Origin of the sequence: Paenibacillus sp. W4I10 (assembly GCF_030816325.1) — a bacterium.
Classification (GTDB): domain Bacteria; phylum Bacillota; class Bacilli; order Paenibacillales; family Paenibacillaceae; genus Paenibacillus; species Paenibacillus amylolyticus_B.
In genome coordinates this window covers 6,071,573-6,098,033 of sequence record NZ_JAUSXX010000001.1, presented here as the reverse complement: position 1 = coordinate 6,098,033, position 26,461 = coordinate 6,071,573, and the positions used below count along the sequence as shown (strand labels likewise).

The following is a 26,461-nucleotide window of genomic DNA, read 5'->3' as shown; positions in this document are numbered from 1 at the left end:
GACTATGGATGATGCTATTCTTGAGTATTAGAGACATAATGAAGTAATATCTCTTGTATTAAATAGTTAAGTGAATATAACAACTATAAGTAAATACTAAGTCTGAAAAATAGATGAAAATCACTGTGCATCCCATAATACCAGAGTACTCATCCTATATCAGTTAAAGGCTTTCATTATAATAGCCTCATACTGATTTGGACATAGGAACATTAATTATACGTTCATAAACAAAGGGTCCTGATGACAACTGTCATCAGAACCCTTTGTTACATAACTTAAATACTTTTGTCAGGTGATAAAAAAGTCATGAAACCACCACAAATTTTCATTACCACTTCCTCAATATACCGAATGTCGCATATAACGTGCTTAAATGATCCATTTTCACCCAAGCCGGGTAAGGGATTAGAAAATAATATCAATGGCTTCTAGCATATCTTGCTCCTGTTCGGATTGCCCGTTCAGGGAAATATCCTTGAGCAGCACCGAAGGCTGTTCGCCAATTTGGGTGATGATCACGAGCAGGTCCTGAGCGAAATTGTCGATCAGATTGCGCGTAAACAACTTGGTGGCATATTCAAACTGCCCATTCATACCCTCATCCAGCAACGAAATGATCAAGGTAAGATCAAATTGGGAAACCGTATGCGTTTCCGGATAAGATTCGATCTGGATATCCCCGAAGCTTTGAACGTTATCTTCCTTCGTTTCCACTGCAAACATGACATCAAATACAGGATTGCGGCTTTGATCGCGCGGCACCTGCAGCTTTTTCACAAGTTCTTCAAACGGATAATCCTGGTGGTCGTAGGCCCCCAGCATCGTTTCTTTGACTTCGTTCAAGTAAACAAGGAACGTCTTCTCCCCGGATGGATAATGGCGGATCGCCAACGTGTTGACAAACATTCCGATGAGTGGCTCCAGGTCGGCATGTGTGCGGCCTGAAACCGGTGTGCCTACAATGAAGTCTTCTTGTCCCGAGTACTTGCTGAGCAGGATGGAATAGGCCGCCGATAACACCATATATAGGGTAGCACCGTTCTCATCGGCAATACGCTGCAAGCTGTCGGTCATCTGCTTGTCGATACTGAAAGGCAGCACATCTCCCTCAAAGCTGCGAGCGGCGGGTCTGACAAAGTCCGTAGGCAGCTCAAGCGTTGGCAGTTCACCTTCCAGCATGTCCAGCCAGTAAGCTTCCTGACTTTTCAGCCGTTCTTTTACAGGTTCGGACTGCTGCCAAGCGGCGAATTCCTTGTATTGAATCCGAAGCGGTTCCAGCGTCTCACCGTTATACAGGCGCAGCAGCTCTTCGATGAAGATACCCATCGACATGCCATCCGTGACGATATGATGAATGTCCAGCATAAGCAGATGACGTTCCGCTTCCCATTCAACTAAGCCCACACGCAGCAGCGGCGGCCGCTCCAAATCAAAGACACGTACAAAGGCATCTGCAATGCTTTTTGTTTCACTTTCCGGCGCTTTTGTATACTCGACGGAAAACTCCAAGTCCGAATAAACCCGTTGTACCGGTTCACCGTCGACCATCTCGAAGCCAGTTCGCAAAACTTCGTGACGAGCAATTAATCCTTGGAGCGCCGCCTCGAATTGATTCCGCTCCAAGCGCCCGACGAGAACCGTCATGCCGGACATGTTGTAGCTAAGCTCGGCACCTTCCATCTGCTGCTGGATGTACAGCCGTTTTTGCACAGAGGAAAGCGGATAATACTCCATTTTATCCAGAACCGGAATGGAGAGGAATTCCTGCTGCTCCAATCGGCTAATCACTTCAGCCATCGCTTCAATAGTCGAGTACCGGAATACATCGCGCAGTGGCAGGTCCACGTGCAGCTCCTTGTGCACCTTGCTGACCAGCGTTGTCGCCCGCAGCGAGTGACCGCCGAGGTCGAAGAAGTTGTCTGTCACACCTATCGTAACTGACCCAAGCACGTCCTGCCAGATGGAGACCAGTTTCGTCTCCAGATCGGTGCGCGGCCCCACGTATTCGCGCCCTGCACTTGCTCCCTCTTCCGGCGCCGGCAGCGCTTTCCGGTCGATTTTCCCGTTTGGTGTCAGAGGTAAATGCTCCAACTCCACAAAGTACGACGGGATCATGTAACCCGGCAGCTCGCTGGAGATCGCTCGTTTCAGGTCGGCCGCCGTCAGTTCGATATCCGTTGTGTAGTACGCGCACAGCGCCTTTTGCCCGTTCGCATCACTTCGAACCAGCACCACCGCTTCGCGTATACCTACCACCCGCAGCAGCTGCGATTCAATCTCACCCGTTTCGATCCGGTAGCCCCGGATTTTCGCTTGATTGTCGATCCGGCCGATGAAATCCACGTTGCCGTCCTCCATCCACCGCGCCAAATCTCCTGTGCGGTACAGCCGCTCGCCCGCGGTGAAAGGGCTGTCTACAAACTTCTCTTCCGTCAGCTCTGGACGGTTCAAGTACCCGCGCGCCACACCCACTCCGCCGATAACCAATTCGCCCAGCACGCCGACTGGAACAGGATTCAGATGTGCATCCACGATATAGAACTTCGCATTCAGCCACGCTTTGCCGATTGGCACATGGCCAGTCTGCGGCAGTTTCGCCAACTCCTCGTCATAGAAACTGGAGTCAATTGCCGCTTCCGTCACACCGTAGGCGTTAATAATGCGGAACGATGAGCCAAACCGTTCCTGCAAGGTCCGGTAATCTGCCACACTGCAGCTGTCCGAGCTTGTGATCAACAGCTCCATCCCGCTCAACTCCAGCCCTTGCTCATGCACGTATTCCATAAACGGTACGATCAGCGCCGGCGTTGATTCAAAGATCGTCACTTGCTCCCGCTCTATCCAGTAGTGCAGACGAGACGGATCGATCCGGTCGTCTTTCGGTACAATGACCATGCTGCCTCCGTTGTACAATGTCCGCGCGATATCGCCCACGAACACGTCAAACGAGAAGCTGGCGAGCTGCAACAGCCTTACCGGAAACTGATCCAACCGGTATTCCCGTCGGTAGCCCGCTGCCGTGTTCACCAGGCTGCGGTGCTCAATCATCACACCCTTGGGCTTGCCCGTCGTTCCGGACGTGTAGATCACATACGCCAAATCCTCTGGGCGGGCTTCATGGAAGCTGTCCATACCTACAACATCAACATTATTTGGATGGCTCTCGCCACCACCGTTCACAGCCCCCGTTAGCTTGCCGTTGACTTGATCGGGAGCACTGCTGGAGCCTTGGCCGAAGTCCATTGGCGCATTGCTTCGTTCCTTGTTGTACGACGTTTCATCGTCGAGGTACAGCACCGTCGCCAGTACCAGTTCCTCTTCGCCGAGCCAGGCTTCGGCACGCTCTCGCAGCAGCGTTTGTGTCAGAAGCACCTTTGCTCCGCTGTCTTCCAGCATAAACCGCACGCGGTCGGCCGGATAATCCGGGTCAAGCGGTACATACGCCCCTCCCGCTTTCCAGACGGCCAGCACGGCTACCAGCAGGTCCACCGAACGCTCGGCGAGAATGCCCACAATCTCCTCCCGGCCGACTCCACTTGCGCGCAGCGTGGCTGACAGGCGATTCGCCCTCTCGTTCAACTCCGCATACGTCATCCGATCGTTCTCGTATACGATGGCTTCCGCTTCTGGTGTGTATTCCGCCTGTTCCTCGAACAGGCGATGTAACGCTGCCACAGGAGCCGCTTCCGGCTGCCCCGGGTTAAACGCGCCGACAATTTCTTCTTTTTCCGCCGCCGTTAAAATATCCAACTCGGAAATCGTCGCTGACGGGTTGCAGAGAATGGATTCAAGCAACTGCAAGTAGTGGGCAGCCAACTTCTCCACCGTTTCCGTTTTATATAGAGCCGTGGCGTATTCAAACAGATATTCCAAGCCGTCCTCAATCTCCGTAACGTCCAAGCTGAGATCGAATTTGGAAACAATTTCTTCGCTGGCATACGTCGACAAATGCAGTCCCGGAAGCTGGATTTCGACATTTTCTGTATTCTGCAAAGCAAACATCGTATCAAACAGTGGATGACGGCGTAAATCGCGAGCCACGTTTACCTTATCCACCAGTTCCTCAAACGGATAATTCTGATGTTCAAAAGCACCCAGTGTTGTCTCCTTGATTTCCTTCAAGTAGTCAAGGAACGTCTTACTGGCAGCCGGGTAACTGCGAATGGCCAATGTATTAACGAACATCCCGATCAGCGGTTGAACGTCGCTGTGATTTCTGCCCGCAATCGGCGTACCTACCACCACGTCTTCCTGACCTGAATATTTATGCAGAAGCACGTTATACGCCGCAAGCAGAACCATGTAAAGCGTTGCGCCGTTCTCAGCTGCAAGCCGTTTCAGACCTTCGCTTTTCTCAATATTCATAAACAATTGCAGCGTACGGCCCTCGTAGCTCTGCATAGCCGGGCGCGGATAGTCCGTTGGCATTTCGAGAACTGGCAGTTCTCCGCGGAACATGTCGTGCCAGTAGGCTTCCTGCTTGGCTAGCTGAGCTTTCTGGTTGTCCGATTGCTGCCATACTGCATAATCTTTGTACTGAATGCGGAGTGGCTTGAGCATCCCCCCGCTGTACAAGTGCACAAACTCTTCGATCAGTACGTCCATTGAAACGCCGTCCGATACGATATGATGTGTATCAAACATCAGAATGTGTCGGTCCGGCGCCAGTTCGGCAATGCCCACCCGCAGAAGTGGCGGCTTTGCCAGATCAAACGCACGAACGAATTGGCGCACCGTTTCTTCCGCCTGCTCCCCGCTGATCTGCACATATTCCACCTGGAAGGTGACTTCTTCGTAAATTCGCTGAACCGCTTCGCCTTCAACCATCTCAAAGCCGGTACGCAGCGTTTCATGACGAGCTACAAGCCCGCGGAATGCTTCTTCAAACCGCTGCCGGTCGAGCTGCCCTTCGAGTAACATAGCTCCCGGTATGTTGTAGCTCAGCTCGCCTCCTTCCAGCTGGTTCAAGATGTAGAGACGTTTCTGAGCAGAAGAGAGCGGATAGTACTCGCTAGGTTCCGCAGCCGGAATAGCCGTAAACGAGCCGACCTCTAACCGCTCCATAGCCACAGCCATTTCCTCAACTGTCGAGTAGCGGAATACGTCGCGAAGCGGGAATTCAATGCCCAGCTCCTTATGCATTTTGCTGACAAGTGTTGTCGCCCGCAGGGAGTGTCCACCGAGATCGAAGAAGTTGTCCGTTACGCCTACCGCCTTCTCCCGAGCAAGCACTTCCTGCCAAATGGCGGCCAGTTTTCCCTCCAGTTCGGTGCGGGGCGCCACGTATTCGCGGCCTCCGCCTGCTCCCCCTTCCGGCGCTGGCAGCGCCTTCCGGTCAATTTTCCCATTCGGCGTTAGAGGCAATTGCTCCAGTTCGACGAAATACGACGGAATCATGTATGCCGGTAGCTCGCTGGAGATCGCCCGTTTCAAATCTGCCGCCGTCAAGCCTTTTTCCAATGTATAATAAGCGCACAACGCTTTCTGCCCCTCTTGATCTTCCCTGACAACAACGACCGTTTCCTTCACGCCATCTACACTCAGCAGCTTTGCTTCGACTTCGCCCGTCTCGATCCGGTAACCCCGGATTTTCGCCTGGTTATCGATCCGGCCGATGAAGTCCACGTTTCCGTCCTCCATCCACCGCGCCAAGTCTCCCGTGCGATACAACCGCTCACCTACGATAAACGGACTATCTACAAACTTCTCTTCCGTCAGCTCTGGACGGTTCAAGTACCCGCGCGCCACACCCACTCCGCCGATAACCAATTCGCCCAGCACGCCGACTGGAACAGGATTCAGATGTGCATCCACGATGTAAAACTTCGCATTTAACCACGCTTTTCCAATCGGCACATGGCCTGTCTGCGGCAGTTTCGCCAACTCCTCATCATAGAAACTGGAGTCAATTGCCGCTTCCGTCACACCGTAGGCGTTAATAATGCGGAACGATGGGCCAAACCGTTCCTGCAAGGTACGGTAATCCGCCACACTGCAACTGTCCGAGCTTGTAACCAACAGCTCCATACCGCTTAACTCCAGCCCGTTCTCATGCACGTATTCCATAAACGGCACGATCAACGCCGGCGTTGATTCAAAGATCGTCACTTGCTCCCGCTCCATCCAGTAGTGCAGACGAGACGGATCGATCCGGTCGTCTTTCGGTACAATGACCATGCTGCCTCCGTTGTACAACGTTCGCGCGATATCGCCCACGAACACGTCAAACGAGAAGCTGGCGAGCTGCAACAGCCTTACCGGGAACTGATCCAACCGGTATTCCCGTCGGTAGCCCGCTGCCGTGTTCACCAGGCTGCGGTGCTCGATCATCACGCCTTTTGGCTTGCCCGTCGTTCCCGACGTGTAGATGACGTACGCCAGATCCTCCGGACGGGCTTCATGGAAGCTGCCCATACCGACAACATCATTTGGGTGACTCTCATTACGGTCGTTCACAGCACCCGTCAGCTCGCCGGAGACCAGACCTGAAACCATGCTGGAGCCCATCGGGGCATTTACCCGATCTTCGCTGTATGACGTTTCGTCGTCGAGATACAGCACCGTCTCCAGTGCCAATTCCTCTTCGCTGAGCCAGGATTCGGCACGCTCTCGCAGCAGCGTTTGTGTCAGCAGCACCTTCGCTCCGCTGTCTTCCAGCATGAACCGCACACGGTCCGCCGGATATTCCGGGTCAAGCGGTACATACGCCCCTCCCGCTTTCCAGACGGCCATCACGGCCACCAGCAAATCAACCGAACGCTCGGCGAGAATGCCAACGATGGTCTCCCGGCCAATGCCGCTTCCGCGCAGCGTAGCCGCCAAGCGATTCGCCCGCTCGTTCAGCTCCGCGTACGTCAGCCGATCGTTCTCGTATACGACGGCTTCCGCTGCCGGTGTGCGCTCCACCTGTTGCTCGAACAGGCGATGGAAGGCGGCCACAGGAGCCACTTCCGGCTGCACCGGATTAAACGCGCCGACAATTTCTTCTTTTTCCGCCGCCGTCAAAAGCTCTAACTCATGTACACAAACATTCGGATTAGCCGCAACCTGCTCCAATGCACGGGCAAAATGACCGTGGATCTGCCTGATGTCATGCTCTCTGAATGTCAGTGCATTGTACGTAAACCGCAGCAAAATATGCTCTTCCGGAATGACGGTAATGTCCAGGTCGTAGTTCGTTTGTTCCGGCGATTGGATATTAGCGATTTTCAGCGCTTCTTGTCCTCCGCCGACAACCTGCTCAATCTGTTCTTCCATCGGATAATTTTCAAAGACCATAATATGGTTGATCAAGTCACGCTTTTGCTCGCTCAGCGACTGAATTTCGAACAGCGGGAACGTTTCGTAAGCTCCTGATGCCAGCGCTTGATCCTGGGTTTTTCTCAAAATATCGGCTACCGTCTCCTCGGCTTTACCTTGAATACGGACCGGGATCGTATTAATAAACAGACCAATCATGCTTTCAATGCCCGGAATTTCCGCCGGACGGCCGGATACAACGGAACCGAATACAACATCCTCGCTGTTGTTGTATATCTGTAAGACCAGTCCCCATACAGTCTGCATAAATGTGTTGAGTGTCACCTGCTGCTGGCGTGCCACACGCTCAATCTGCCCAGTCAGTCCTTTGCTGAGTTCCACATCGATTTCAGCCATTTCAAAAGCATGCTGTTTCAGCTGCGTTCTCTCCTGCGGCAGCTTGGTCTGTTGATCGTAACCCGCCAAATACTCAGACCAGTAACCCGAAGCTTTCGCTGCATCTTGAGCTTCCAGCCATTCGATATATCGGGAGTACGAGGTAACCAGAGGGAGCTCTGGCTCTCGCTTCTCCTGAAACGCAAAGTAAGTGTCGAACACTTCCTTGATCATGAAGGACATGCACCAGCCATCCATCAAAATGTGATGATGACTCCAAATCACATGGTAAGACTCGTCGCCTGTGCGCAAAACGGTCACACGCATAAGAGAGTCTTGGGCCAAATCAAACTTGTTCGCTTTATCCGCGCTGACAAAATCGGCTATCGTCTTCTCCGGGTGTTCATCTCTTACCGAACGAATATCTTCGAAATACACTTCACAATTCCGCTCACGGAATACCACTTGAATCGGCTCGTCTCTCCAGCCGGTAATAAAGTTGGTACGCAGCGCCTCATTCCGCTGCACCAGCGTATCCAACCCTCGGGTGAAGGCTTCCACATTCAGACTTCCATACAGATCGAAGGTCACCTGTTCGAAGTAAGCTTCCGAATCGGCATCCAGCAAGCTGTGGAACAACATCCCTTTTTGCAGCGGAGTCAGGGTGTATACATTCTCCAGTTCGCCGAGTGCCGCCGTATGTTCGGACAGCCGCTCCAGTTCCTCCACCGTCACATCTTGAAGCAGTACATCACTAGGCGTAAGCTCCGGCCGCTCTTTCGATACGCAATGGCTGATGACTTCACGCAAACTCGATTGAAGCAGGGTGCCCAAACGCTCAACCGTTTCCCGTTGATACTGGGTTTCCCCATAACGGATCGTGAGTTCCAACACGCCTTCCGACACCATACCATTGATATCTAGGACATAATCCATCACAGCATTTGGGCTTGAATCGGAGCCCGGGCTGAACGGAGACGGCTGGGAGCTACTGCTTTCGTAATCCTGGTCGAACTGGCCCAAATAGTTAAAACTGATCTCCGGCTCCAAAACGAAGCGTTCTCCGTCACGCGGCGCCGACAAATAACGCTGGATGCCGTAGCCGATTCCTTTGTTCGGAATGCGGCGCAAGTTTTCTTTCACCTGTTTCACCTGATGACCGAGTGCCTGAGCATGACCTAGCTCCAGAACAACAGGGAATTGGCTTGTAAACCAGCCTACCGTGCGCGTAATGTCCACATCTGGCAAAAGTTCTTCCCGGCCGTGGCCTTCGAGATTCACCAGCACGCGTTCCTGACCGCTCCAAGCTTGTACTGAGAGGCCCAGCGCAGCAAGCAGCAAATCGTTCATTTCCGTATGGTAAGCACGATGAGCCTGCTTCAGCAACTGTTCGGTTTCGTCCGCTGTCCATCGAACGGTTACGAGCCCGCTGTCCTTCAGTTTGGATCTGCCTTGATCAAAATCTTTTGGAAGCGGCTCATAGGCCAATTGCTCGATAAACTGCCAATACGCTCTCTCGCTTTCCATCGCCGGCCCGTTCGCATAATCAGCGAGCTGTTTCGCCCACGTTTGGAATGAATCCGTTTTGAGCGACAGACGGATCGGCTGCCCTTGCAGCGCCTGCTCATAGGCGGCAGCAAAATCCTCAAGCAGAATCCGCCAGGATACGCCGTCTACGACCAAGTGATGGATTGCGATGAGCAGATGGTCGCCGTCGTCGCAGCGGAACAAGCCAAGTTTCACCAGCGGACCGTTTTCCAGATCAATGCTCGCTTGAATGTCATTTGCCTTAGCCTCTACCGCTTTTTTCACGTCGCGGGCTCCCTTGAAATCGACAACCTCCAGATCGAACAGCACTTCGCTCTCCCCGGCGCCGCGGTTCCATGCGGTATAACCATTCTCGGTTTGACGATAAACCGTACGAAGAGCATCGTGATGCACGATAAGCTGACGCACCGCTTGGCGTAAAGCTTTTTCATCAAAGCCATGCTTGGAGAACTGCATGAATGCCTGATTGCTATGATGCACATCGGCCGGATTTTGTTCAAAGAACCAGCGCTGAATCGGGGTCAGGATAACCTCTCCCGTCACTTCGGCCTGGCTTGCCGTTCTCTCCGCTGTTTGCAACCGCAAACTAAGGGCGGAAATCGTCGGGTAATGGAATAAATCTTTCATGACCAGCTTGTACCCCGACTGCAATAGACGAGAAGATACCTGTAAAGCTTTAATTGAATCCCCACCAAGCGTAAAGAAATTATCCATGGTGCCCACCTGATCCACGCCCAGCACCGACTGCCAGACCGATGCAAGTGCTTGCTCGGCAGGAGTACGAGGCGCCGTGTATGCAGCCTCGGCACGAATGCTTCCTTCTGGCACAGGCAACGCTTTACGGTCGATCTTGCCGTTCGGTGTAAGCGGCAATTGTTCGAGAAGCATGATGCGCGATGGCACCATATGAGAAGGCAGTACGGCGTCCAGATGGACCACAAGCCCTTCCAGATCGAAGCTGGAATCCACTACGACATACCCGCACAAATATTTCTGTCCCCGCTCGTCCGTCCGGTCGATGACAAGCGCTTGACGCACCTCGGCAACATTTTTCATGGCCGCTTCAATCTCACCAAGCTCAATCCGGTAACCGCGAATTTTCACCTGATTGTCGATTCGGCCGATGAAATCTACGTTTCCGTCCGGCATCCAGCGTGCCAGATCACCCGTCCGGTACAACCGCTCCCCAGCGGTGAACGGGCTGTCTACGAATTTCTCCGCCGTTAAATCCGGGCGATTCAAGTAACCGCGGGCCACACCCACTCCACCGATAACCAGCTCGCCGAGCACCCCGATCGGCACCGGCCTCAGATTTGTATCCACGATGTAGAACTTGGCGTTCAGCCACGCTTTCCCGATTGGCACGCTACCCGTTTTCGGCAACTTCTCCAGCGGCTCGTCATAGAAGCTGGAGTCAATCGCTGCTTCCGTTACGCCGTAGCTGTTAATAATACGGAACTGCGAGCCAAAGCGCTCCTGCAAGGTGCGGTAATCCGCTACACTGCAGGCATCCGAGCTTGTGATCAGCAGCTGCATCGAGCTGAGGTCCAGACCCTCGGTATACACATGCTCCATGAACGGCACAACCAGCGCAGGAGTTGATTCGAACACTGTCACGGCGTAGTCGCGAATCCAGCCATAGAGGCGGGTTGGATCAATCCGGTCTTCCTTCGGCACGATGACCATAGTTCCACCGTTGTACAGCGTCCGTGCAATGTCACCAACGAACACGTCAAACGAGAAACTGGCAAGTTGCAGCAGCCGGATCGGGAACTGATCCAGATGATAGTCCCGCCGGTAGCCCGCCGCCGTGTTCACCAAGCTGCCGTGTTCCACTGCCACGCCCTTCGGACGGCCCGTCGTACCGGAGGTGTAGATGACATAAGCCAGATCGCCCGGCTTGTTTACATTTGCCGGATTTGATGCGAGATCCGCCGCTTGTACGTTCTGCTCAGCTTCTGCCGTGACGGACGTTTCGGCTGCAGCCGTTGCCTCTTGCGCCAAAGCCTCCGCCTCCGCGCCCGCTTCACCCAAAGCTTGTACGCCTACAGCCGTTTCCGCCGCTCCGAGGCTGTACGCCGCGGCGTCATCAAGTGCAAGCACCGTTTGCAGCGTTAAAGCTCCGTTGCAGCGCCAAGTTTCCGCCTGCTCCAACAGGCAGGTCTGGGTAAGTAGCACCGACGCCCCGCTATCCGCGAGCATATATTCTATCCGCTCCGCTGGATAGTCGGGGTCAAGCGGTACATAAGCACCGCCAGCTTTCCATACGGCGAGCACCCCGATCAACAGCTCGGCTGAACGGCCGGCCAGAATGCCGACCACCTGTTCCGGCTTCACCCCACGTGCTCGCAGTACATACGCCAGACGATTCGCTTTGGCATTCAGCTCCGCATATGTCAGCTTGCTGTCTTCGTATACAACCGCTAGCGCTCCCGGAGCGCGTTTCGCCTGCTCCTCGAACAGCTCGTGGAACGTTCTCTCTCTCCATGACTCATCCGCTTCCAGACCTGTACCCTCTGCGGCGGGTTGCTTCACAAGAGCCGAAGACGACACGTCAAACCCGACCAATAAATTATCCTTTTCGCTGTCCGTCAATATATCCAAATCCAAAATCCGCGCACCCGGCTGAGCCAGGATCGACGCCAAAAGCTGCTCGTAATGACCCGCCAGCCGTACCATCGTGTCCTGTCTAAACAACGAGGTAGCGTACTCGATCTTGCAAACCAACTCGTTACCCTCTTCCACGATATCCAAGCTAAGATCAAACTTTGCCGTCTTTTCCTCGATGTCAAACAGTGACCATTGCAAGCCTTCAAGAATTAAATCCAGGCTTTCGTGCTTTTGCAAAGAAAACATGGTGTCAAACAGCGGATTCCGGCTTAAATCCCGGCTCACCTGAAGAGCTTCTACCAGTTCCTCAAACGGATAATCCTGGTGCTCGTAGGCTCCAAGTGTCGTTTCCTTCACTTCCTGCAAGTAATCCATGAACGTCCGCTCTGCCGTCGGACCCAAGCGAAGGGCCAGCGTATTGACAAACATGCCGATAATCGGCTGCAAGTCGGCGTGAGAACGAGCGGCAATCGGAGTGCCGACTACTATATCTTCCTGTCCCACGTATTTATGAAGCAATACGGAGTACGCAGCCAGCAGAAGCATGTACAACGTTGCCCCCGAATCGCTGGCAAGCTGTTTGAGAGCTTCGCCTTTCTCCGCATCTAGCGTAAACGTGAGCGTTTGACCGTCAAACTGCTGAACGGCTGGACGGGAGTAGTCAAGAGGCAGCTCAAGAACCGGAAGCTCGGAGCTGAATACCCCGCGCCAGTATTCCTCCTGTCGTTTGATGCGTTGACGCTGTTCCTCGGATTGCTGCCAAACGGCGTAATCCTTGTATTGAATCCGCAGCTCCGGCAGCTCTTCCCCATTGTATAGCCGCACGAATTCACGCAGCAGCACATCCATGGAAAGGCCGTCGGAAGCAATGTGATGCATATCCAGCGCGAGCAGGAATTTTTCTTTCTCCAATTCAATCAACAGGGCGCGCAGCAAAGGCGGCTGGGTCAAGTCAAAAGGCTGAATGAAGCCTTCAAGAATGGCTGCAACCTGATTTTCGCTTGCTTGAATCTTCTCGACCTTGAGAGCGACGAGCGGATGAATACGCTGAATCGGCTCCCCATTTACGATTTCAAAACCGGTGCGCAGCATATCGTGCCGGGCCATCAAAGTAGTCAGCACATCTTCTACTTTGGCCTCGTTCAAAGCCCCTTCCAATTGCAAGGCGCTTGGAAGGTTATAATTCAGCTCCAAGCTATCCAGCTGATGCAGGACGTACAGCCTTTTTTGTGCAGAGGAAACCGGATAGAACGCTCTCTCTTCCGCTTTTGGAATCGAGCTGTGCTCTGATTCTTCCAAGCTGGCAATAGCCCCAGCCATCGATTCTACCGTCATATAGCGGAACACATCGCGTAGCGGAAGTTCAACGTTCATTTCCTTCCGAATCTTGCTGACAAGGTTTGTTGCCCGCAAGGAATGTCCTCCGAGCTCGAAGAAATTGTCCAGAATTCCAATGCCGGAGTAACCCAGCACTTCCTCCCAGATTTTCACAAGCTGGGACTCCGTAAAGTTACGAGGGGCTACGTATTCGACACCCGTTTGCAGGCCGCCTTGCGGCTCCGGCAGTGCTTTGCGGTCCACTTTGCCGTTGGACGTCAGCGGCATGCGTTCCAGCTGCACGAAGTACGACGGGATCATATATCCCGGCATTCCCTGGGCCAGCGAGGTTCTCATTTCGCTAACCGTCAGCGTCCGGTCCGCCACAAAGTAGGCAACAAGCGCCTTCTCGCCCCCACTGTCCTGACGGGCGAGCACCACCGCTTCTTCCACACCCTCCACGTTCAGAAGCTGCGTCTCAATTTCGTCCAGCTCGATCCGGTACCCGCGGATTTTGACCTGATGATCGATCCGGCCGAGGTATTCAATGTTGCCGTCCGGCAGCCAGGCCGCCAAGTCGCCTGAGCGATACAGTTTTTCCCCCTCCGCAAACGGGGAATCAACGAACTTTTCCGCCGTCAAATCCGGGCGATTCAGGTATCCCCTCGCCAGGCCCTCTCCGGCTACGTACATTTCGCCTGCTACGCCGATCGGAACAGGACGACGGTTTTCATCCAGGACGTACACGCTCAGCGTCGGGATCGGCTTGCCGATATTACTCTTCGCCGCCTCCATCTCGATCCATGTAATTTCCTTATACGTCACGTGAACCGTCGTTTCGGTAATACCGTACATATTGATCAGCTTTGTCTCCGGGTACTTTGTCTTGAAACCCTTGAGCAACAGCGGGCTGAGCGCTTCGCCGCCGAAGATGACGTTGCGAATCCGCAGATCGTACGGATGGTCCGCTAAAACCTCACGCAGCAGTTGATAGAAATATGTTGGCGTCTGGTTCAAAATCGTGACCCGTTCGCGGCTCAACAGTGCCAGGAACTCGGCCGGATTTTTCGCCGTAAGCGGCGGTACGATAACCAGCCTTCCTCCATTCAGAAGTGCTCCGTACATCTCCCAGACGGAGAAATCGAAGCAGAACGAGTGGAATAACGTCCACGTGTCGGACGGCCCAAAGTCAAACAGGTTCTTGTCGTTGAACAAAAGGCGCACGACGTTTTTATGCTCAATCAACGTGCCTTTGGGTTTGCCAGTCGTTCCCGATGTGTAGATGACATAAGCCAAGTTACCCGGCCCGGAAATCGGCTCTAGATTCGAAGCGTCCAGCTCACCAGCGGAGTCCGCCCCTTTGTTGCCCCAAACGAAATCGTCCAATTCAAGGCGCGTTCCTGCGAAGTTGGTCTTCTCATGCAAGTGCTTCTGAATCAGCAATAACGGTGCGCCCGAATCTTCGATCATGAAGCGGATGCGCTCCTCCGGGTAGTCGGGATCGACAGGCACGTAGGCTCCACCCGCTTTGAGAATCGCCAGAATGCCGACGACCATATCAAGCGAACGTTCGGCCAGAATCGCTACCAACTGATCCCCTTCGACTCCTGTCTCCCGCAGCTTACGTGCAAGGCGGTTGGATCGCTCGTTCAGTTCGCGGTAAGTCAATTGCCACTCATTCATGACGGCGGCCACGTTATCCGGGTAAAGCTTCGCCTGCTCTTCGAACAAGCCATGAATCGTCTGCTGCGGGTAGTCTGCCTCCGAATCATTGAAACCGCACACCAGTTCACGGATTTCCTGCTCCGTTAGCATTTCCAGCGAAGCAATATCCCCTTCCGGCGCTGTTGCGATAGTTTCGAGCAGCTTGTCATAATGTCTGGCGAACCGCTCCGCGGTCTCCTGTTTATACAAAGCCGTAGCGTATTCCAACCGGCATTCGAGCTGACCATCCAGCTCCGAAATATCCAGAGAGCAGCTCGAACTTGGACGTTCGATTTTCCAACGGATAAAACGATTGCTCCAGCCCCTCGATGACAATTTGCTCATTCTCCGTATTTTGCAGAGAGAAGAACGTATCAAAGAGCGGATTCCGGCCGGTCGCGCGCGGAATGTGAAGACTTTCCACCAAATCTTCGAACAAATAATTTTGGTGTTCAAAAGCCCCGAGCGTGATGTCCTTGATTTCTTCCAGATACGAAAGGTACGGCTTGGAACGCTCCGGACGGCTACGAATAGCCAGCGTGTTGATAAACATCCCTACGATCGGCTGCACTTCTTCCTGCGTTCTTCCGGCAATCGGCGTTCCCACGATCAGATCTTCCTGACCCGAATATTTATGCATAAGGATGGAGTAAGCAGAGAACAGCACCATGTACAGGGTCGTACCCGTCCGTGCGGCCAGTTCTTTCAGCTTCTCCTTCCTCTCTTTCCCAATATCAAACTTCACGGTCCGGCCATCAAAACTTTGCACTGCAGGCCGCGGGAAGTCCGTTGGCAGTTCTAATACAGGCAGCTCGCCCGACAGCTGTTCCAGCCAGTACTCCTTCTGCGGCTGGATCAACTGCCCGTAGGCTTCGGAATGCTGCCAAACGGCATAATCTTTGTATTGAATATGCAACGGAGCCAGCTCCTCACCCCGATACAGGCGGCTGAACTCGTCGAAAAGCAATGCTGTCGAGATACCATCCGAGACGATATGGTGCATATCGAACAGCAGAATGTGGCGATCCTTGGCGACTTCGATCAGACCAATGCGAAGAAGTGGCGGCTTGGTCAGATCAAACGGGTGATAGTATGCTTCGACCACTTGGTCCACTTCTCGCTCGCTCACCTGGAAATAATCTACAGCAAACTCCACCTCGTCATAGATGTGCTGAACAAGCTCGCCTTGAACCTGCTCAATCCCGGTACGCAGCGTCTCATGGCGCTGAATCAGCATCTGGAACGCATACTCTACGCGCGTGCGGTCCAGCTTGCCTTCGAGAAGAAGCGCCGCCGACATATTGTAGCTACGCTCGGCCGCGTCAAGCTGGCGCAGGACGTACAGACGCTTTTGCTCGGATGAAACCGGATAATACTCGGCCTCTGCCGCCTTTGTAATCTCATACGTCTCCTGCTGCTTTAAACCGCTGATTCTTTGGGCGAGCTGTTCGATCGTGGTGTAGCGGAAAACGTCCCGCAGCGGAACCTCGACTTGCAGCTCTTTTCGAATCTTGGAAACAAGCGCGGAGGCCCGCAAGGAATGACCACCCAGGTCAAAGAAATCGTCATGGACTCCTACTCGCGCAATACCCAGCACCTGCTGCCAAATAAGAGCAAGTCTTGTTTCCAGTGTTGTGCGAGGAGCCATATACTCACGGCCCGCTTCTACCTCTCCGGTCGGTTCAGGCAGCGCTTTACGGTCAATCTTGCCGTTCGGTGTGAGCGGAAGCTGATCAAGAGACACCAGCCGGGCCGGAACCATATGTGCCGGCAGCTCTTGCTTCAATTGGGACAGCAGATCACTCAGCTGCAGGGAAGCATCCCCTGCCACGTAGCCGCACAGATACTTTTGCCCCTGCTCATCCGTACGGTCGGTCACCACAGCCTGCTTGACGTCCGGAAGACGCAGCAGGGCCGTTTCAATTTCGCCGAGTTCGATCCGGAACCCGCGAATTTTCACCTGATAGTCGATCCGGCCAATGAAGTCAACGTTGCCGTCTTCCAGCCAGCGGGCCAAATCTCCTGTCCGATACAGACGTTCGCCAGACACAAACGGGCTGTCTGCAAACTTATCGGCGGTCAGGTCCGGACGGTTCCAATACCCGCGCGCTACCCCGGCGCCGCCGATGACAAGTTCACCCGGGACCCCTATAGGAACCGGCTTTAACGCAGCATCGACAATGTAAAACCGGGCGTTCAGCCAAGCTTTGCCGATCGGCACATGACCCGACGATGGCAGCTTGTCCAGCGGCTCATCGTAAAAGCTGCTGTCAATCGCCGCTTCGGTAACGCCATAGCTGTTGATGATGCGGAATTGTCCGCTGAATCTTTCCTGCAGCAATCGGTAATCGGTGACACTGCAAGCATCCGAGCTGGTAATCAGCAATTGCATGGAGCTGACGTCCAGCCCTTCTTCATAAATATGCTGCATGAACGGTAGGATGAGCGCAGGTGTCGATTCAAATACCGTAATGTTTTGCTGCCGAATCCAGCCGTATAAGCGGTTCGGATCAATCCGGTCATCCTTTGGCACAATTACCATCGTTCCTCCGTTATATAGCGTCCGCGCGATGTCTCCAACGAACACGTCAAACGAGAAGCTTGCCAGTTGCAGCAGACGCACCGGGAACTGATCCAACCGGTATTCACGGCGGTACGCATCCGCCGTATTCATGAGACTACCATGCTCAATCATGACGCCTTTTGGGCGTCCCGTCGTACCCGAAGTGTAAATCACATAAGCCAAGTCTTGTGGAGCACTGTCAGCAGATTCAAATTCCATGGCTGAGGTATCCCCGTTATACATCTGCTCATCGTCCATCGCATAGACAGCTTGAAGCTTCAGCCGGTCATCGGCCAACCAACCTCCGGCCCCCTCCAACAGATGACGCTGCGTAAGCAGCACCGATGCTTCGCTATCGCTGAGCATGTACTCAATCCGCTCCGCCGGATAATCGGGGTCCAGCGGTACATAAGCTCCGCCGGCTTTCCATACGGCGAGCACACCGACCAGCAGTTCCACCGAGCGCTCCGCCCAGATCCCCGTAATCGTCTCCCTTCCCACGCCCTGTTCACGAAGGAGCGAAGCCAGCCGCTCGGCGCGTTTGTTCAATTCGCCGTAGGTCAGCTTTTTGTCCATGTAAACAACTGCCGGGTGATCCGGAATGTCTCGGGCAAACTTTTCGACATACCGGTGAAACGCTATTCCCTCGCTCAGTGCTGCCACCGGCGGGTTAAACACGTCCAGAATTCGGCGTCTCTCCTCATCGCCCAGTAGAGAAATCTCGCGTACCCGCAGTTCGGGAGTCTCAAGAAACTGGTCCAAAACGGTTACATACTGTTCCATAATGCGATCAATCTCGGTCGTCTCGAACAGGCCGGTACGATAGGAAGCATGGAGAATGACATGACCTTCATTCAGCATATGGTCGAAGCGCAGCAGTAAATCGTCCATCTCGTGCCTAGCAAAGTGAGCCTCCAGACGTACCTTGATTTCTTCGTACTCCACGATTTTCAAAGGCAGATATTCTAGAGACGTGCGGAACAGCTCCGAAAGATCGTTGCGGCCGTGTTGTTCGCGTAAATCCTGGATCAATTGGTTATAAGGATATTTCTGATGCCGCAGATCCGCAGTATTTTCCTTGGAAACCGTTTGGATCAAGGAAAGCACGGACCCATTTGGATTCAGACTAATCCGCGTAGCCACGGTGCTGACGAACATACCAATCGTTTCTTTTTCCTTCTTGCTAGTGCGATTGGCAAAAACCGTTCCAACCGGCACATCGGTGCTGTCGGTCAGCTTGTACAATAAGACGTACATGGCGGACAAAAATAACGTATATAAACTGACCTGATATTGTTCGCTAAAAGCCAGAATACGGTCATACCGGGAACCATCCAAAGTGATGGAACGTTTATTCGATTCGCTGCCAATCGAGAATGGCGGAACCGATTTGATGCCACTCGTTTCAGGCAAAGTGTTGTACTTGGTCAGCCAGTATTCCTTGCCTTTTTGATAACGCTGCGATTGCTCATATTCATGCTCAGTTGAAATATAATCCAGATAGGAAGGGGCCTGACAACTGTTGAAGATACCTTTGCGCAGTTCCAGGTATTTTTCCATCACCGCATGCAGCAAAGCAGTGACGGACAAGCCATCGGCAATGATATGATTTACAGTCAAATTAAGCCATACTTGGCCGTTCGCAAAATGGATCATCGTAAATTGGTAGAGGTGTTCGTCGAACACGCTGGCCGGTTTTTCGGTTACTTCTTTCACCCAAGCATAGAATTGTTCCGTCGTGCCTATTTCGAGGTGGCTTATCCTGGTTTGGACATTCTCCGGCTCTTCGAACCACTGCGTTGGATTTTGCAAATCCCCGCTAATGCGGATTCGGAAAGCGTCATAGGTTTTGACAATCTCTGCCGCCGCTTGCTCCAGCAGCTTGGTGTCGATCTCGCCCGTAATCTGGTAGGTCGCGGAAAGCATCGTGATGGATGTGCCCGGATTCATAATTTCCATGAACCATATCCGGCGCTGGGCTTGCGTTAATCCATATTGCTTGTTCGTATTCTCTCTCACATCGACACACTCCCGTATTAGAGATTGTTTGTAGATAGGCTTTATACCTGGATATCAGCAGGAAGCCGCCCGCCGTAAAGCGGGTCTATCCGTACAGCCGTGCGTAATAACCTCCGAGCGCCAGCAGGTCCTGATGGCGGCCCCGTTCCACGACCGTTCCTTGATTCATGACCGTAATCAAATCCGCATTTTCCACAGTGCTGAGACGGTGGGCAATCAGAATGGTGGTCCGCCCCTTCATCAATACGTTCAGGGCTTGCTGTACCCAGTGCTGGGATTCGTTATCCAATGCAGAAGTCGCTTCGTCCAGCAGCAGAATTGGGGCGTTTTTGAGAATCGCCCGGGCGATCGCAATTCGCTGCCTTTGTCCGCCTGACAACGACGCTCCTCTCTCTCCCACAGGCGTTTTATACTGTTCTGGAAGTTCCTGAATGAAATGGTGAGCGTACGCCGCTTTGGCCGCTTCAACCACTTCTTCATCCGTTGCATCCGGGTTGCCGTAGCGGATATTTTCCTCAATCGTGCCGGTAAACAAAAACGGCTCCTGCGGAACGTATGCAATCAGCCTGCGGATTTCTTCCAGCGTGTAATGGCCGAAAGGTTTGCCCTGGAGCAGGATATCTCCGCTGTCCACAGGATAAAAGCCGAGCAGCAGCTTGATCAGTGTACTTTTGCCGCTGCCGCTGGCTCCTACGATCGCAGCGACCTGACCAGGAAACACTTGCATGGACATATCAACAAGTACCTTTTTATCCGACTGATAGGAAAATTCCACATCGCGAAACTCCACCGCAGCCTCCGATACAAGCTCGCTACGAGAAGATCCCAGACGCTCCGGTTCCTCTTCCTCGCTTAGTACCTCTTGAATCCGGTGAGCGCCCGCGAGCGAATTTTGGGTCATCGACAGAACCATCCCCAAGTTCAACAAAGCGTGCGTCAGATTCACTTGCAAAACTGCCAGAGCGGCGACACTTCCCATTCCCATCAATCCGTAGGCATAAAGAAGACTGCCGATGACGATGATGCCGCAGAACGTGACGTAGCTGATAAAATGGTTCACCGCAGCCTGCATACCGTTCTTTTTCGCCGTTTGCCGAAGCGTTTGCGTCATTTGTTCGTTCAACGCCTCGTACTGGCCGTAAATCGTGCGGATGCGGAACAGCTTCACAATTTGAATGCCGCCCATAAAATCTTTGAATTTTTCGGTCATTTTACCGAGCGTTTGCAAGCCTTGTTCGGACAAAGCGCGGATATCCCGTGCAAATTTCAAGCTGACCAGAGAGGACAGCAGCAGAATGACGAAGGATACGCCAGCAAACCGCCAATCGATCACCACCATGGAGACAATGGAGCCGATGCAAAAGACAACTTGAAGCAGCAAAACGAAGTAAACCTGCGAGAAAGTAAACTCAACGGTCGTTACGTCGTTATTCACCCGCGACAGCAAGTCCCCATGGTGCGTCTGCTCCAGGAATCTCGGCCGCACCCGGCACAGCTTGTCATAAAGACGTTTGCGGATATTCAGCACAGTCAGCTCGACACTCCGCTGGTATAAGTAAATGAACCAGGGAGAAATTATATTTTCCAGGAATAAGGCCGCGCCCAAAATAATAAAGGCTTCCACCATCAGGGACGTATCTCGGGACACGGCGAAATCAACCAAGTTATGTACGACCAAGCTGAAGGCGATCAGAAACAATGTCTGGGTGAGCGCCGTTACAGCAAGGCCAATCGCGTACTGGGTTTTGCGCTTGCGGTTCATAAACGTCAGCAAGTAGCCGAGTTCTTTCACTTGCGATAGCCTTCCGCCCTTTTTCATGTGTACGACACCTCCCTGCGTTCGGCAGACTCGGTAAATTCCTGGTAGTACGACTGGGCGTACAGTCCCTTCCTCTCGAGCAATTGTTCATGAGTGCCCTTTTCGACAATATTTCCTTGTTCCATAACCCAGATTTCATCGGCGTTTTGTACCGTAGAAAGCCGGTGGGCAATAACCATGGTCGTTCTCTGCTTCATCAATACGCCCAGCGCTTCCTGAACCGCGCTTTCCGACTCCGGATCAAGAGCCGATGTGGGCTCGTCCAGCAGCAGAACTGGAGCATCTTTCAGAAAAGCCCGGGCCATTGCAATGCGCTGGCGTTGCCCACCGGACAAAAAGCCGCCGCGCTCTCCGACATACGTCTGGTAGCCACCCTCAAGCTGCATAATGAAAGAATGAGCCTGAGCGGCTTTGGCGGCTTCGATAATCTCGTCCATCGACGCTTCTTCCCGCCCATAGCCGATATTTTCGGCGATTGTACCGCTAAACAAATATGAATCCTGGGTTACCACGGAAAAATGCGACCGAAGCTGCTCCGGATCTGCACCGTGGATCAGGCTTCCAAACACGCGGATCTCGCCCTGATCCTCCGGAAGTGGATAAAAGCCGCATACCAGCTTAAACACCGTGCTCTTCCCTCCGCCGCTCGCTCCGACAAGCGCAATCGTCTTGCCTTCCGGCACCGAGAAACTAACATTCCGCAGAATCGGGGAACTCTCTTCATACCCGAAGGTTACGTTCTGAAAATGGATGGGGGCGGCGCTTGCTTTTGGAAGCAAACGGCCATTTTCCGTTTCGGTCGGCTGCTCGACGATTTCGGAGATCCTTCTCAGGGCACCAGTCATTTCGAACGTGCGCGTGATGAGTTCGGGAATATGCTCCAGCGGCTCCAGACATAGATTAAGCAAGTACAGGAACGCAATCAGTTCTCCCGCGCCTAACTGCCCGTTGTAGATCAAATAGCTACCGTAACTGACGGCGAAAATGATCGGGCTGATCATCAGCGTAGAAAGCAGCGGGTTAACCCAGGCTTCCCGCTTTTTCACGGCCAGCTTTTTTTGAGCCGTCAATTGCAGCATCACTTGGTAGGAGCGAGATAACATACCAGATAGCAGATAGCTTTTTACAATAGGCATCCCTCCAAGCGTATCCTGGAGGTTGACGTTCATTCGGCCCATGTTCGCCTGAGCTTCCTCCGTCAACTGTTCCAACTGCTTGCCGATCCATTGGGAAACCAGCAGTGCTACGGGAAATAACAGCAGGCTGTACAGCATCAGCTCCCATTGGAGATACATCAAATAAGCGAAACAGCCGATAAACAATAACGGATGATAAAACCACTGGGCGAGGTCCCGAATCATAAATTGCTGGATGAGCTGCAGATCGTTGTTGATCCGCGACAATACGTCGCCGGAGTGCTGCTTTTCCAAATAGGGGACCGGAAGTTTACCGATATGACGCATGACATGGTTGCGGATATCCTGCACCGCAGAGGCGCTGCTTCGCTCCACACCGAAGCTCATGAAAAACTTCGCCGGCACACCGATCAAGATGACCACAAAGACCGTGTACACGATTTGCAGAACGATTGGCCCCGCCCCATTCTCGGCTTGTGTGGTCAGCTGCTCGACCAAACGTCCCGTCCATATCTCAATAACCGCGGCGGCAATTGCGGACAGGATACCGACGATCATCCAGCCTTTGTGACGGCTTACATAGGACATCAGCCAGCGGAACGCTTCCCAGGTGGCATAAGCGGTTCGGCGCTTGGAAGGCGCCGCTGTGCCTTGTTCTTGAACAGAATTCTGCCGGTCAGCTCCCATGCAGGACCCCGGCCTCCGCTTTGATCTGCCGCTCGATTTGCACTAAGATGTCACGGATGACAACGGCCGTTTCGTCCACGCGCGCGAGTTCCAGTAACTCCTCGTGTGCGCCCTCCAGCCGATAATCGGCGTAAGCTTGCGTCGTTGCCCTCTGCCAGGACGGCAACTGGTGCTCCAGGCGGAACGCTTTGCTGTCCTTCGCAATCAGTTCGTAAATCCGGGAAGTTATCGTGCCTGAATTAATAAGCTGCGCTTCGTACGTCAAGGTGGCTTTAATCTTCCGATGAACACGCTCCCGCACGAGCGGATTGCTCATTAATTCCTTCTCTTCTTCGTCGAAATCCGCAAACATTTCTTCAAGCTCTTTCTCAGTCGTTTCATAAGGCGTGAGTGTGTCCTTAATCCATGAGTCCACCATGAGCACGTCCGTTACGGAATACCCTCTTCTTTCCATCGTTTTGGCTACCTCAAACGTCAGGTTGCCTCCGAAGCAGTAGCCCAGCAGCACGTAAGGTCCTTCAGGCTGGATGCGAACAATCTCATCCACATAACGGTTCAGCATGGCCTCGTAATCGATGACATCGTCGATAAAATCAATGCCGTAAAGCACGAATCGGCCGTCTAGCCTGCTTGCAAGCTCTCGGTAACCAATGCCGAAGCCGCTGCCTGGAGGGAAGCAGAACACGTTTAGATCCCCTGTTTTATTCAGCTTAATGAAGGAGTCTCCCCCTTTATAGAGACCCAGATCCTCCTCTCCAAAAGCCATCGCTTCAACGGTTACACTATGGAATTGGCGATTCAGCGGTATCTCGATGCCCGTTTCATCGTAAACGGCTTGAACAAGCCTCATCAGACTTAAGGAATTGCCGCCCAGCTCAAAAAAATTATCCTTTACGCCGACCTGTGGAATGCCAAGTGTATCCTGCCAGACACGGGCGATCTTCATCTCGAGCAGCGTTCTCGGCGCAACATATTTCGCTCCTCTGGCCGCAGCTTCCTCCGGCACTGGCAGCGCTTTGCGGTCGATTTTTCCGTTCGCGGTCAGCGGCATCTGCGAAAGCTGCACAAGATGCGCAGGAATCATATACCCCGGAAGCTGCTTGGCGAGCTGCTCCTTGAGTTCATTCGCCGCCAGCTTTGTTTCCGCGACGTAATAAGCAACAAGTTGCTTATGGCCGTTCGCGTCGTCCCGGGCGAGTACAACCGCTTCTTCCACACCCCGGGCGTTCAGAAGCTGCGTCTCGATTTCGTCCAGCTCGATCCGGTACCCGCGAATTTTGACCTGATGGTCGATTCGGCCCAGGTATTCGATGTTGCCGTCCGGCAACCAGGCCGCCAAGTCGCCTGAGCGGTACAGTTTCTCCCCCTCCGCAAACGGGGAATCAACGAACTTCTCCGCCGTCAGATCCGGATGGTTCAGGTATCCTCTCGCCAGCCCTTCCCCGGCTACGTACATTTCGCCCGCTACGCCAATCGGCACTGGGCGACGGTTTTCATCCAGGACGTACACCCTCAACGTTGGGATCGGCTTGCCGATATTGCTCTTCGCCGCCTCCATTTCGACCCACGTTATTTCCTTATACGTCACGTGAACCGTCGTTTCGGTAATGCCGTACATATTGATCAGCTTTATCTCCGGGTACTTCGTCTTGAAACCCTTGAGCAAAAGTGGACTGAGCGCTTCGCCGCCAAAAATGACGTTGCGAATCCGCAGATCATATGGATGATCCGCCAAGACCTTACGCAGCAGCTGATAGAAGTACGTTGGCGTCTGGTTCAAAATCGTGACCTGTTCGCGGCCTAGCAGTGCCAGGAAATCGGTCGGATTTTTCGCCGTGAGCGGCGGTACGATAACCAGCTTTCCTCCATACAGCAGTGCTCCGTACATTTCCCAGACGGAGAAATCGAAGCAGAACGAGTGGAACAGCGTCCACGTGTCGAACCGTCCGAAGTCGAACAAGTTCTTGTCGTTGAACAGGAGGCGCACAACGTTTTTATGCTCGATCAACGTGCCTTTTGGTTTGCCGGTCGTTCCCGACGTGTAGATGACATATGCCAGGTTCTCCGGCCCGGAAATTGGCTCCAGATTCGAAGCGTCCAGCGCACCTTCCGAGTCCGCCCCGCTGTCGCCCCAAACGAAATCATCTATTTCAAGGCGCGTTCCTGCGAAGTCGGTCTTCTCATGCAGATGCTTTTGAATCAGCAATAACGGTGCACCCGAATCCTCGATCATGAAGCGGATGCGCTCCTCCGGGTAGTCGGGATCGACAGGCACGTAGGCTCCGCCCGCTTTGAGAATCGCCAGTATGCCGACAACCATATCGAGTGAGCGTTCGGCCAGAATCGCTACCAGCTGGTCCGCTTCAACTCCCGTCTCCCTCAGCTTGCGCGCAAGATGGTTGGATCGCTCGTTCAGCTCGCGGTAGGTCAGCTGCCGTTCGTTCATGACAACGGCCACGTTGTCCGGGTAAAGCTCCGCCTGTTCTTCAAACAAACCGTGAATCGTTTTCCCCCGCTCAAACCCGGTTTCGGTATCATTAAATCGATTCAGCAACGCCTCCCTCTCGTCCGGGGAAAGCACATCGGCTTGTCCAAGCTCCAGATCCGGCTGAAATACAAGCATGGACAGAAGCCGAACAAGGTGGTCGGCCGCCTGTTCCACAAATGCCCGCTCGTATCGATTCCCGTCAAAGCTTATTTCCAGCCCGATAGAGTCGTTTTGGCGGTCGAATCGAAAAACCGTATCGGCCGCCACCCGGTTACCCAGCGGTTCAGGATGAATCGGGACGAAGGATGCGACGGTGTTGACGACTGGGACTCCTTCCCCTGTATAGTCCAGATGGAGCGGCTCCACCATTTTTCGAAAAGGCAGATGCTGATGCTCCAGCGCCTCTCCGATGGAAGCTTTGATACCCCCGAGCAGCGTTTTCAGCGTAGTCTGGCTGCTTATGAACGTTTTGATCACCAGGATGTCATGCGGCGGCTGAGTCACGTCCGGGTCCCCGCTATAAGAAGGCATGCCGACCAGTACTTGATCCTGCCCGGTATATTTGAACAGCAGGCTTTTTACTCCTGCCAAAACAATCATGTACAAAGCCAGATCCGAACCATTGGCGAGGCGAATAATTCTCTCCGAGAGCTCACTCGGCAGGGTACGGTGAAGCAAGGCCGGCTCTGCCGCAGCTTCGCCACCCGCAGATAATTTGGAGGATTGACTGTAGGGAAGAAAGCTCAGGCTGTCATCGTTGTCAAACTTGCTGCTCCAGTATCGTTCTTCCTTTTCAAATAAAGATTTCATTCGTACCTCCCCTAAAAATGAAGTGACCGCATGCCCCGGCGCAGATCCGAAAAAACTTGCTTTCGACCTGCGCGTTTACGGGCTTGATTTACGGACGTGCAAGTTGTTCGCCGTCTTCCATG

4 protein-coding genes and 1 pseudogene are annotated in these 26,461 nt (G+C 53.4%); all 5 read right to left on the bottom strand.

All coding sequences use genetic code 11. From position 1 onward, the window contains the following. Nucleotides 1-408 precede the first annotated feature (408 nt). The 5 genes and pseudogenes from QF049_RS27260 to QF049_RS27240 all read right to left on the bottom strand — a co-directional run bounded on the left by QF049_RS27260 (nucleotide 409) and on the right by QF049_RS27240 (nucleotide 26,339). The gene (locus QF049_RS27260; protein WP_373428305.1) at nucleotides 409-15,162 is read right to left on the bottom strand and encodes a non-ribosomal peptide synthetase; all 14,754 of its coding nucleotides are present in this window, start codon (nucleotides 15,160-15,162) and stop codon (nucleotides 409-411) included. A gap of 52 nt (nucleotides 15,163-15,214) precedes the next feature. Further along, nucleotides 15,215-19,330: pseudogene (locus QF049_RS27255) on the bottom strand (amino acid adenylation domain-containing protein); the annotation flags it as partial. A gap of 154 nt (nucleotides 19,331-19,484) precedes the next feature. After that, nucleotides 19,485-21,218 carry an ABC transporter ATP-binding protein gene (locus QF049_RS27250; protein ID WP_307541950.1) on the bottom strand — a complete coding sequence of 578 codons (1,734 nt, stop codon included), beginning with the start codon at nucleotides 21,216-21,218 and terminating at the stop codon, nucleotides 19,485-19,487. Then, nucleotides 21,215-23,041 carry an ABC transporter ATP-binding protein gene (locus tag QF049_RS27245; RefSeq protein ID WP_307541948.1) on the bottom strand — a complete coding sequence of 609 codons (1,827 nt, stop codon included), beginning with the start codon at nucleotides 23,039-23,041 and terminating at the stop codon, nucleotides 21,215-21,217. The genes QF049_RS27250 and QF049_RS27245 overlap by 4 nt, the downstream gene beginning before the upstream one ends. Then, a complete protein-coding gene (locus QF049_RS27240) occupies nucleotides 23,031-26,339 on the bottom strand; it encodes a non-ribosomal peptide synthetase (protein ID WP_307541945.1) in 3,309 nt (1,102 codons plus the stop codon). Before QF049_RS27240 ends, QF049_RS27245 begins: the two co-directional genes overlap by 11 nt. Nucleotides 26,340-26,461 lie beyond the last annotated feature (122 nt).